The organism is Pseudomonas aylmerensis, from assembly GCF_001702265.1.
GTDB classification, from domain to species: domain Bacteria; phylum Pseudomonadota; class Gammaproteobacteria; order Pseudomonadales; family Pseudomonadaceae; genus Aquipseudomonas; species Aquipseudomonas aylmerensis.
The window spans coordinates 217,452-228,648 of sequence record NZ_MAUE01000010.1 but is presented as its reverse complement, the minus strand read 5'-3'; the positions used below and the strand labels follow the sequence as shown (position 1 = coordinate 228,648).

General features: G+C 62.0%; 10 protein-coding genes. 5 read left to right on the top strand and 5 right to left on the bottom strand.

Annotated features, from left to right (window positions below; all coding sequences use genetic code 11):
- The first annotated feature begins 41 nt into the window (after window positions 1-41).
- Complete coding sequence (locus BBG20_RS07210; protein ID WP_065901701.1) at window positions 42-248, top strand: DUF1127 domain-containing protein; 207 nt, start codon at window positions 42-44, stop codon at window positions 246-248.
- 45 nt (window positions 249-293) lie between these two features.
- The gene (locus BBG20_RS07205; protein ID WP_065901700.1) at window positions 294-1,523 is read left to right on the top strand and encodes a winged helix-turn-helix domain-containing protein; all 1,230 of its coding nucleotides are present in this window, start codon (window positions 294-296) and stop codon (window positions 1,521-1,523) included.
- Between the two features lie 69 nt (window positions 1,524-1,592).
- On the opposite strand, the gene BBG20_RS07200 is transcribed toward BBG20_RS07205, so the two are convergent.
- The gene (locus BBG20_RS07200; protein ID WP_065901698.1) at window positions 1,593-2,939 is read right to left on the bottom strand and encodes a class II 3-deoxy-7-phosphoheptulonate synthase; all 1,347 of its coding nucleotides are present in this window, start codon (window positions 2,937-2,939) and stop codon (window positions 1,593-1,595) included.
- A gap of 124 nt (window positions 2,940-3,063) precedes the next feature.
- Here BBG20_RS07200 and BBG20_RS07195 point away from each other — a divergent pair, with 124 nt between their 5' ends.
- Window positions 3,064-3,819, top strand: coding sequence for a spermidine synthase (locus BBG20_RS07195; RefSeq protein WP_065901696.1), 756 nt, complete (start codon window positions 3,064-3,066; stop codon window positions 3,817-3,819).
- A 99-nt stretch (window positions 3,820-3,918) separates the two neighbouring features.
- On the opposite strand, the gene BBG20_RS07190 is transcribed toward BBG20_RS07195, so the two are convergent.
- On the bottom strand, window positions 3,919-4,710 hold the full coding sequence (locus BBG20_RS07190) for a crotonase/enoyl-CoA hydratase family protein (RefSeq protein WP_065901693.1): 792 nt from the start codon (window positions 4,708-4,710) through the stop codon (window positions 3,919-3,921).
- Window positions 4,711-5,132: 422 nt separating this feature from the next.
- On the opposite strand from BBG20_RS07190, the gene BBG20_RS07185 reads away from it, so the two are divergent.
- Window positions 5,133-6,806, top strand: coding sequence for a DEAD/DEAH box helicase (locus BBG20_RS07185; protein WP_065901692.1), 1,674 nt, complete (start codon window positions 5,133-5,135; stop codon window positions 6,804-6,806).
- Window positions 6,807-6,934: 128 nt separating this feature from the next.
- On the opposite strand, the gene BBG20_RS07180 is transcribed toward BBG20_RS07185, so the two are convergent.
- Window positions 6,935-7,702 carry a DODA-type extradiol aromatic ring-opening family dioxygenase gene (locus tag BBG20_RS07180; protein WP_065901690.1) on the bottom strand — a complete coding sequence of 256 codons (768 nt, stop codon included), beginning with the start codon at window positions 7,700-7,702 and terminating at the stop codon, window positions 6,935-6,937.
- 103 nt (window positions 7,703-7,805) lie between these two features.
- On the opposite strand from BBG20_RS07180, the gene BBG20_RS07175 reads away from it, so the two are divergent.
- Window positions 7,806-8,462, top strand: a complete 657-nt coding sequence (locus BBG20_RS07175; RefSeq protein ID WP_065901688.1) for a thiopurine S-methyltransferase — start codon at window positions 7,806-7,808, stop codon at window positions 8,460-8,462.
- 190 nt (window positions 8,463-8,652) lie between these two features.
- On the opposite strand, the gene htpX is transcribed toward BBG20_RS07175, so the two are convergent.
- Both htpX and BBG20_RS07165 read right to left on the bottom strand, forming a co-directional pair.
- A complete protein-coding gene (htpX, locus tag BBG20_RS07170) occupies window positions 8,653-9,540 on the bottom strand; it encodes a protease HtpX (protein ID WP_034102803.1) in 888 nt (295 codons plus the stop codon).
- A 304-nt stretch (window positions 9,541-9,844) separates the two neighbouring features.
- Window positions 9,845-11,056 (bottom strand): pyridoxal phosphate-dependent aminotransferase, encoded by a 1,212-nt coding sequence (locus BBG20_RS07165; RefSeq protein WP_025857865.1) that lies wholly within the window; start codon window positions 11,054-11,056, stop codon window positions 9,845-9,847.
- Between the last annotated feature and the right edge of the window lie 141 nt (window positions 11,057-11,197).

Below are 11,197 nucleotides of genomic sequence, written 5' to 3'. Positions count from 1 at the left end.
CCAAGCACACACTCGCGTCATCCCCACTGGAGGGCGAGAAGATGAAAGGTCAAAGAGGCTTTGTGTTGCTGGCGAAACGTCCGTTTTCCGGGCTATTCCATAAGGTTGTGCGGTGGCAGGCGCTGCATGCGGAGCGCCAGACACTGGCAGCCTTGAGTGATGATGCGCTCAAGGATATAGGGCTTAACCGCGGCGACGTCGAGCAGGATCGCCACCTGCATTTCTGGCAAGACCCGCTGCGAAAATGACGCGGGATGCAGTAGGGTAGTCGGCGCGCCCATATGGAGATTCGCATGCCCGCCGACCTGTCTTTTTCACTCAAGCAAGCTCGACGCCTGGCGCTGGCCGCCCAAGGTTTTTCCGGGCGCCAGGCGCCTGCACTGATCAAGGCCGCTCACATCAACCGCCTGGTCGAACGCCTGGGTGTGTTGCAGATCGATTCGGTGAATGCCGTGGTGCGTTCTCACTACCTGCCATTGTTTTCCCGCTTGGGCACTTACTCCCCGTTGATCCTCGAACAGGCGGCCTGGAGCCAGGGGCGCCGGCGTTCGCTGTTCGAATATTGGGGGCATGAGGCCTCGCTGCTGCCGATGGCGTTGTACCCGTTGATGCGCTGGCGCATGCAGCGGGCGCAGCAAGGGCAGGGCATTTATTCGCAAATGGCGCGCTTTGGCCGTGAGCAGCAGGCGGTCATTCAACGCGTCCTGAAGACCGTGGAGCAGCAGGGTGCGCTGGGCGCGGGGAGTCTGTCGACTCGCGAGGAGCGCGCCGGCCCGTGGTGGGATTGGAGCGAGGAAAAACACGCGCTGGAATGGCTATTTGCTGCGGGGCTGGTCACCGTGGCCGGTCGACGTGGGTTCGAGCGGCTCTACGATTTGCCGGAACGGGTGATCCCTGGCGAGATCCTGCTGACAACGGTGGGCGAAGCCGAGGCCCAGCGCGGCTTGTTGTTGCACAGCGCGACTGCACTTGGCGTCGCTACCGAAAAAGACCTGCGCGATTACTTCCGCCTCGACCCTGCCGACAGTCGCAATCGCCTGGCCGAACTCGTGGAGGACGGGCAGTTGCAGGTGTGCCAGGTGCAAGGTTGGAAACAACCGGCGTACTGTCTGCCCGAGCCGAAAGTGCCACGCAAGGTGCCGGCCAGCGCGTTGCTGTCGCCGTTTGATTCGCTGGTCTGGGAGCGCGCGCGTACCGAGCGCCTGTTCGATTTTCGCTATCGGCTGGAGATCTATACCCCGCAAGACAAGCGGGTCTATGGCTACTACGTGCTGCCGTTCCTGCACAACGAACGCATCGCCGCGCGCATCGACTTGCGCGCCGAACGTGCCAACGGGCGGCTGGCTGTACATGCGGTGCACGAAGAAGAACCGGGGCTGGATGAAGAGGGGATGCTGGCGCTGGCCGTGAACCTTCGACAGATGGCCGACTGGCTGGGGCTGGAACAGATCCAGCTCAATTGCCAGCGGCCAAGTGCCGACAGGTTGCGGGCGGCGATGATCAGTCGGGACAGGCTTGTTTAGAGCCTCATCGCGGGCACTTGTGGGCGACGGGCTTGCGCGCGATGGCGTCAGCCCCGGCGATTCAACCTCTCAACGCTTGACCTGTTTGAGCGTCTCCGCAATCAGGAACGCCAGTTCCAGCGACTGATCGGCATTCATCCGGGGGTCGCAGTGGGTGTGGTAACGATCCGACAAGCCATCCTCGGTGATCGGTCGCGCACCACCAATGCACTCGGTGACGTTCTGCCCGGTCATCTCGATATGAATCCCGCCGGCATAGCTGCCCTCGGCCTGGTGCACCTGGAAGAACTCCTTCACTTCGCCGAGGATCTGCGCGAAGTCGCGGGTCTTGTAGCCGCTGCTGGCCTTGATGGTGTTGCCGTGCATCGGGTCCGAGCTCCACAGCACCTGCTTGCCCTCGCGCTGAACGGCGCGAATCAGCTTGGGCAGATGTTCGCCGACCCTGCCCGCACCCATGCGCGCGATCAGGTTCAGGCGACCGGGGTCGTTGTCCGGGTTGAGGATGTCGATCAGGCGGATCAGGTCGTCGGGGTTCATGCTTGGGCCGACCTTGACCCCGATCGGGTTGTTCACCCCACGCAGGAACTCGACATGGGCGCCGTCCAGTTGGCGGGTGCGGTCGCCGATCCAGAGCATGTGCGCCGAGCAGTCGTAGTAGTCGTTGGTCAGGCTGTCCCGGCGCACGAAGGCTTGCTCGTAGTTGAGCAGCAGCGCTTCGTGGGCGGTGAAGAAGCTGGTTTCGCGCAGTTGCGGTGAGCTGTCCATGCCGCAGGCGCGCATGAACGCCAGGGTTTCGTCGATGCGGTCGGCCAGTTGGCTGTATTTTTCCGCCAGGGCGGAGTTGGCGATGAAGTCCAGGTTCCACTTGTGAACCTGGTGCAGGTCGGCAAAGCCACCCTGGGCAAAGGCGCGCAGCAGATTGAGGGTCGCGGTGGACTGGTGATAGGACTGCAGCAGGCGCTCGGGGTCCGGCACCCGGCTTTTTTCGTCGAAGCCGATCCCGTTGACGATATCGCCGCGGTAGGCGGGCAGGGTGATGCCGTCGATAGTCTCGTCATTGGCCGAGCGTGGCTTGGCGAACTGACCGGCCATGCGTCCGACTTTGACCACCGGGCAGCCGGCGGCGAAGGTCATCACAATCGCCATCTGCAACAGCACCTTGAAGGTGTCGCGGATCTTCGCGGCGGAGAACTCGGCAAAGCTCTCGGCGCAGTCACCGCCTTGCAGCAGGAACGCCCGACCCTGGGTCACTTCGGCAAACTGACGGCGCAACTCACGGGCTTCCCCGGCAAATACCAGCGGCGGGTAGCTGGCCAGGTTCTGCTCCACTTGCAGCAAGTGCGCAGCGTCCGGGTACTGGGGTTGTTGCTGGATCGGCAGGGCGCGCCAGCTGTCGGGGCTCCAGGGTTGGCTCATCATGAACTCGATAGGGTGGTTGACGGTCGGGCGTCAATGTTATCAGCAATTAGTGCGTGACCTGTTGCCGCCGGTTGGCCGACAATCGCGCCTTTGCCGTGCGGTAAACCCTTTAGGAGTAGTGATGACCGAGGAGCGTGTCGAGCGCCTGCTGGCCGAAGTCCATGATGATTTCGGTATGATCCGTGTGCTCGAAGTGGCCGATTACCGCTTTCTCGAATTTGGCGACGCCATCGAGCAAAGCTGCGTGTTCACCGCCGACCCCAGCTGGCTGGAGTACGACTACACCCGCGCGATGCTGATCGGCGCGTTGTGCCATGAGCTGCCGGAGAGTGCACTGTTCCTCGGCCTGGGCGCCGGCACTTTGACCCAGGCGTGCCTCAAGTTTTTGCCGCTGGAAGACGTCGAAGCCATCGAACTGCGCCCCGACGTGCCGCGCCTGGCCATCGAGTACCTGGGGCTGGACGACGATCCGCGCCTGTACATCCGCATCGGCGACGCCCTGCAATTGCTCGATACAGCCGAGTCGGCCGACCTGATTTTCGTCGACCTTTATACCGATGTCGGCCCAGGCGTCGGGCACCTGGCCTGGACCTTCCTGGAAAACTGCCAGAAAAAACTCAACCCCGGCGGCTGGCTGGTGATCAACCAGTGGGCCACCGACGACGGCAAACCCCTGGGGGCGGCGTTGTTGCGCGGGTTGTACCACCGGCATTACTGGGAACTGCCGGTGAAGGAGGGCAATGTGATTCTGCTGGTGCCTTCGGAACTCGATCAGGCGCTGGACCTGGATGCGCTGTCGGCGCGTGCCGAGGCGCTGGCACCGCGATTGGGTTATTCGTTGCAGCCGTTGATCAAGGCGATTCGGCCGGCAACTTAGTCGCCTGCTTTAACGCTATCGCGGGCAAGCCCGGCTCCCACAGGTGGAAATGCGCACCGTGTGGGAGCGGGCTTGCCCGCCATAGCGCCATCAGCCGGTTCAGATCCCCTTGAACACCCCGGGACGCTTCTCGATCATCGCCCGCACGCCTTCCTTGGCATCCTCGCTGTTGAGCAACTTATCCACCATCGGCGGCAAGGCGGCGGCCGCGACGGTTTCGCCTTCGATGCGCGCCAGGCGTGCCGACATCAAGGTTGCCTGCACCCCAAGCGGTGCCTGGCGGGCGATGCGGCTGGCGAGCTCGATGGCGCGCGGCAGCAGGTCTTCACTCGCCATCACCTCCTGCACCAGGCCCAGGCGCAGGGCATCATGGGCGTCGAACTCATCGCCGGTGAGCAACCAGCGCATGGCGTTGCCCCAGCCGGCGACCTGATGAAAGCGCAAGGTCGCACCGCCAAAAGGAAAGATCCCACGTTGCACTTCCATCTGTGCGAAGCGGGTATTGCTCGCGCACAGGTTGATATCCGCCGCCAGCATCAACTCGATGCCGATGGTCAGGCAGTAACCCTGGGCCGCCACGATCACCGGTTTGCTCACCCTGGGACCGGCGAACACGCCCCACGGATCGCAGCCGCCCAGCGGCGGTTGCCAGCCTCCCGCCATCACGCCGCTGACGTTGGCCAGGTCCAGCCCGGCGGTGAAGTGGTCGCCGTGGGCGAATACCACCGCCACGCGCGCGTCTGCATTTCGATCAAATTCGCCATACGCCAGGCTCAGCTCATTGAGCAGATCCAGGTCGAACGCGTTGCGCTTGGCGACTCGATCCAGGCCCAACAGCAGGACATGACCCTGGAGTTCACGACTGACGCGGCTGCTGCTGGGTTGATTCATCGGGGGTGCCCTCGGGCGCAATGGAAGGTTTCGGACCAAAGGTGTTGATCGCCAGGTGAACCGTTTAAGCGTTACGACCAACGGGGCCGGGCCTTTGAAAAATAGACCCTTGCGGGCCGCCGCGCAAAGACTGTGGCGCAGCGCGGTTTATCGGCACTTTGCGATAAAAAAAGCTCCCTTTTTCAGCTATTTCCGGTATAGTGCGCGCCGGCCTTTAACCGGGCCGCGTTTAGGTAGCGCAATTCCCCGAAGTCAGCTTCGGCTGCACGTCCGCACAGCGGACTCTCCCTTGACGAATCTTTTTCATTCATTCGTTTTCGCAAATCCCCGCCGACAAAGCAGCCAGGGCGACTCTTGAGTCTCAACACGGCATGCGCAGCTTTGGAGCATGGGTCTTTGCGGATGCACTTAGAGGCAGACCCATGACCCAGGAAACCGGCGGCTTCGCCGCTTTTAATCTTAACCCGAATATTCTTGCAGCCGTCGCAGCGACCGGCTACGAAGAGCCTTCGGCGATTCAGCAGCAATCGATCCCGATCATCATGGCCGGCCAGGACATGATTGGCCAGGCGCAAACCGGTACCGGTAAAACCGCCGCGTTCGCCCTGCCTATCCTGCACTGCATCGATCCTGCCAAGCGCGAACCGCAAGCCCTGATCCTCGCGCCAACTCGTGAGTTGGCGCTGCAAGTAGCAACCGCTTTTGAAACCTACGCCAAGCAAATGCCAGGCGTTACCGTTGTGGCTGTCTACGGCGGCGCGCCGATGGGCCCGCAACTGAAAGCTATCCGTAACGGCGCACAGATCGTCGTTGCCACCCCGGGCCGTCTGTGCGACCACTTGCGTCGTGACGAGAAAGTCCTGTCGACCGTGAACCACCTGGTTCTGGACGAAGCCGACGAAATGTTGAAGCTGGGCTTCATGGATGACCTGGAAGTCATCTTCAAGGCACTGCCACCGACCCGTCAGACCGTACTGTTCTCGGCCACCCTGCCACAGTCGATCCGTGCCATTGCCGAGCGCCACCTGCGCGATCCGCAACACGTGAAGATCCAGACCAAGACTCAGACCGTTACCGCGATCGAACAGGCTCACCTGTTGGTTCACGCTGACCAGAAGACCTCGGCTGTATTGAGCCTGCTGGAAGTCGAAGACTTCGACGCCCTGATCATGTTCGTGCGCACCAAGCAAGCGACCCTGGACCTGGCCAGTGCCCTGGAAGCCAAAGGCTACAAGGCCGCTGCGCTGAACGGTGACATCGCCCAGAACCAGCGTGAGCGCGTAATCGACTCCCTCAAGGATGGCCGCCTGGACATCGTTGTGGCAACCGACGTAGCCGCTCGTGGTCTCGACGTTCCACGTATCACCCACGTGTTCAACGTGGACATGCCGTACGATCCAGAGTCCTACGTTCACCGTATCGGCCGTACCGGCCGTGCTGGTCGCGAAGGCCGTGCACTGCTGCTGGTGACTCCACGTGAGCGCCGCATGCTGCAAGTGATCGAGCGTGTAACCGGTCAGAAAGTCGCCGAAGTCCGCCTGCCGGATGCCCAGGCCGTTCTCGATGCCCGCATCAAGAAACTGACCAACAGCCTGTCGCCGCTGGTGGCTGATGCTGAATCGACCCACGGCGACCTGCTGGACCGCCTGACCGCCGATATCGGTTGCACCCCGCGTGCCCTGGCTGCAGCGCTGCTGCGCAAGGCTACCAACGGTCAGGCCCTGACCCTGGCAGCGATCGAGAAAGAACGTCCACTGGTGCCGAACAGCGCGCCACGCGGTGATCGTCCAGAGCGTTCCGGCGACCGTCCAGAGCGTGGTGATCGTGAGCGTCGTGCTCCGGTTCCATTGGCTGAAGGTCGTGCCCGTTGCCGTACCGCGCTGGGCGCGCGTGATGGTATCGCGGCCAAGAACCTGCTGGGCGCTATCCTCAACGAGGGTGGCCTGGCACGTGAAGCTATCGGTCGCATCCAGGTCCGTGACAGCTTCTCCCTGGTGGAGCTGCCGGAAGACGGTCTGGAGAAACTGCTGGCCAAGCTGAAAGACACACGCGTTGCCGGTAAGCAGCTGAAGCTGCGTCGCTACCGCGAAGATTGATCCGCCCCTGGGCTGATTGATCGCACATAAAAAATCCCCGACTGGTTCGGGGATTTTTTTTGCCTGTTATTTTTGGTCGGTCTGCGCGCCCGTAGGAGCCGGCTTGCCGGCTCCTACAAAGGGTTGCTTCAGCCGAAGCGGTAGATGTCCATGCCCAGCGCCCCAAGGGTGAAACCCTGATGCGCCACGCTGAAAGCGCCACCGGCGCCGCGCGCAAAATACAGCGGCAGCAGATGCTCATCGCTGGGATGGCTGCGCACGGCATTCGGAGCCTGGCGGCGATAGTCGTGCAAGGCGTTTTCATCGTTGGCTGCCAGCTTGTCGACGACCCAGTCGCGAAACTCCAGCGCCCATGGCGTGATGGTCTCGGGCCCGGCGCGCCAGTCAAGCTCACCGAGGTTATGGGTGATGCTGCCCGAGCCGATCAATAACACGCCTTGCTCGCGCAGGCTGGCGAGGGCGTGCCCGACGCGGGTCTGCAGGGCAGGGCCCATGCGGCTGGGCAGGGACACCTGCACCACCGGAATATCTGCCGCCGGGTACATCAGCGACAGCGGCACCCAGGTGCCGTGGTCAAAGGGCCGGCGCTCATCAATGCGTGCGTTCAGGCCGTCGGCATGCAGCAGTTCGACAATTTCTCCGGCCAATTGCGGGTTGCCCGGCGCCGGGTACTGCACGGCAAACAGCTCGGGGGGAAAGCCGCCAAAGTCGTGCCAGGTTTCGGGTGCGGGGCTGCCGGTGACCAGCAGCTCCTGGCTTTCCCAGTGCGCCGACACCACCACAATCGCCCGCGGTCGTGGCAGTTCGGCAGCCAGACGCTGGAGGGCAGGGCCGCTGTCACCGGGTTGCAGGGCGAGCATGGGCGAACCGTGGGAAATAAACAGGCTGGGGAGCATGGGGAGGGTCCTGAGCGTTAACATGGGCCCATCTTCAATCAGATCATTGATCTAAATCTAATATAAGTTTTAGCACCATTTGATCGAATTTTCGGAGTGATCCATGGAGCCTAAGTTTTGGCAGGAGCGCTGGGCGCGCAATCAGATCGGTTTTCACTTGCCTGAGGTCAACCCTTACCTGCAACGGCACTGGCCGCAGTTAGCCCTCGCGCAGGGCGCCCAGGTGCTGGTCCCCTTGTGTGGCAAGAGCCTGGACTTGATGTGGCTGGCCAGCCATGGGCTGCGGGTACTCGGCGTGGAGCTGTCGGAACAGGCGGTGAAGGCGTTTTTCAGCGAGCAGAACCTGGTGCCGCGCATCACACGGCGCGGCGTCTTCAGCGTGTACCAGGCTGATCTGATCGAGGTGTGGTGCGGCGATTTCTTCGCCCTGGACGCAGAGGCCGTGGCCGATTGCGCCGCGCTTTATGACCGCGCCGCACTGATCGCCTTGCCGCCGTTGATGCGCGCGCAGTATGCCGAGCATCTGCACCAGTTGCTGCGTCCCGGTTGCCAGGGGCTGCTGATCACCCTCGATTACGATCAGACGCAAAAGGCCGGCCCGCCGTTTGCGGTGACGGATGACGAGGTCAAGGTGCTGTTCGGCTCGCAATGGACGCTGCGCGTGCTGGAAGAGCAGGACATCCTCGGCGAGAGCTGGAAGTTCGTTCAGGACGGCGTTACGCAGCTGGATGAGCGTGTCTATCAGCTGACGATGCGTTGACCAGGCCTGGGTATTTACACCGCTTCGGGTACGCTGCCAGACCTGTGGCGGGGGAGATTGCTCCCGCAGGCGGCCTGGCATCTGGCCGCTACGCGATCCAAATGTGGGAGCCGGGCTTGCCCGCGATGACGATATAAGCGCCCACAAAAAAGGGGCGATCAGATCGCCCCTTCTTGTCTTGCGCCGGCTGTCAGCCGCGACGACGCAGTGCGTCGATACGCTCTTCCAGCGGTGGGTGGCTCATGAACAGGCGAGCCATGCCCTGTTTGATGCCACCGTTGATGCCGAAGGCAGTCAGGCTGTCCGGCATATGCACCGGCAGGCCTTGTTCGGAGCGCAGGTGTTGCAGTGCTGCAATCATCGCCCCGGTACCGGCCAGGCGTGCACCGGCTTCGTCTGCACGGAACTCGCGTTTGCGCGAGAACCACATGGTGATCGCGCTGGCCAGGAAGCCCAGCACCACTTCAGCGAAGATCGTCGCCACGAAGTAGGCAATACCGCGGCCTTCTTCGTTCTTGAAGATCACCTTGTCGACAAAGTTGCCGATGATCCGCGCGAAGAACATCACGAAGGTGTTCACTACCCCCTGAACCAGCGCCAGGGTGACCATGTCACCGTTGGCGACGTGGCCGATCTCGTGGGCCAGCACGGCTTTCACTTCATCGTAGGAGAAGCGTTCGAGCATGCCCTGGCTCACCGCAACGAGTGCGTCGTTCTTGTTCCAGCCGGTGGCAAAGGCGTTGGCTTCATATGCCGGGAAAATCCCGACCTCGGGCATCTTGATCCCCGCCTCGCGGGACAGCTGCTCCACGGTTTGCAGCAACCATTGCTCATGCCGGGTGCGTGGCTGGGTGATGACCTGGGTGCTGGTGCTCATTTTCGCCATCCACTTGGAGATGAACAGCGAGAACAGCGAGCCGGCAAAACCAAAGACGGCACAGAAAACCAGCAGCTGATTGAGGTTCAGGTCAACCCCGTTGGCCGCCATGAACCCGTTGAAGCCGAAAAGGCTCAGGGTGATGCTGGCAATCAGCACGACCGCCAGGTTAGTGGCCAAGAACAGCAGGATGCGCATCATGGTTGTAGAGTTCTCCTCATGCTTAATATGTCGCGTACTGCGGGGTATATAAGGTGCGGCATGGGGTGATTCAACCGAGCGACTATTTCAAACTGTGTCCTACAGCCTGAATGTAGAGTCTTGAAGGGATTTTCCGGCTCGCTAGCCGCGGTTGGATCACTTCGCCGTTGCCTTGCAGCCCTGTAATTATAGGGTGCAAGTGCCGGACTGGGCGCCACAGGTGCCAAGGCTTGGGGCGCGGGTAGAGAAGTGTTGCCAGATACTCGCCGTACGACCGCATGTCGGTCGTACTGCGACATCTACCCTACTGGCGATAGGACTTGAGGAAGTTGCCGATGCGACCAATGGCCATGTCCAGGTCATCCACACGCGGCAGGGTCACCACACGGAAGTGATCCGGCCACGGCCAGTTGAACGCCGTGCCTTGCACCACCAGCAGCTTTTCCGACAGCAGCAGGTCGAGCACGAACTTCTCGTCGTTGAGGATCGGGCAGACCTTCGGGTCGATGCGTGGGAAAGCGTACAGCGCCCCCATGGGCTTCACGCAGCTTACGCCCGGGATCGCGTTCAGCAGTTCCCAGGTGCGGTTGCGCTGCTCCAGCAGGCGGCCCTGGGGCAGTACCAGGTCGTTGATGCTCTGGTAGCCGCCGAGGGCGGTCTGGATGGCGTGCTGGCTCGGCACGTTGGCACACAGGCGCATGTTGGCCAGCATGTCGATGCCTTCGATATAGCTCTGGGCGTTGTGCTTGGGCCCGGAAATGGCGATCCAGCCAGAACGGAAGCCCGCCACGCGATACGACTTGGACAGGCCGTTGAAGGTCAGGCACAGCAGGTCAGGTGCCAGCGACGCGGTGCACACATGGACGGCATCATCGTAGAGGATTTTGTCGTAGATCTCGTCGGAGAACACCACCAGGTTGTGCTGGCGCGCCAACTCGAGCATGCCCAGCAGCACTTCCCTGGAGTACACGGCGCCGGTGGGGTTGTTCGGGTTGATGATCACCAGGGCCTTGGTGTTGGGGGTGATCTTGGCCTTGATGTCGGCCAGGTCCGGGAACCAGTCGGCGCCTTCATCGCACAGGTAATGCACCGGGTGGCCGCCGGCCAGGGTCACCGCTGCCGTCCACAGCGGGTAGTCGGGTGCCGGCACCAGCACTTCATCACCGTTGTTGAGCAGCGCCTGCATGGACATCACGATCAGCTCGGACACGCCATTGCCCAGGTAGATGTCTTCAATACCGACGCCTTCGACCTGCTTCTGCTGGTAGTACTGCATCACCGCCTTGCGCGCGCTGAACAAGCCCTTGGAGTCGCTGTAGCCCTGGGCGGTGGGCAGGTTGCGGATCACGTCCTGGAGGATTTCGTCCGGCGCTTCGAAACCAAACGGCGCCGGGTTGCCAATGTTCAGCTTGAGGATGCGATGGCCTTCCTCTTCCAGGCGTTTGGCGTGCTTGAGCACTGGGCCGCGAATGTCGTAGCAGACGTTGGCGAGCTTGTTCGATTTGCTGACCTGCATGGCGATGTGATCCTGAAAATGAACGATCCAGACGGTGTGGACACTACCGTACTGCGAATCCTGCGGGGCCCGCACCCATAAATACGTTTGAATGCCGGTTGCGCGGGTGCCAGACTGGCGTTTTGAAGAGGCGCAATCATA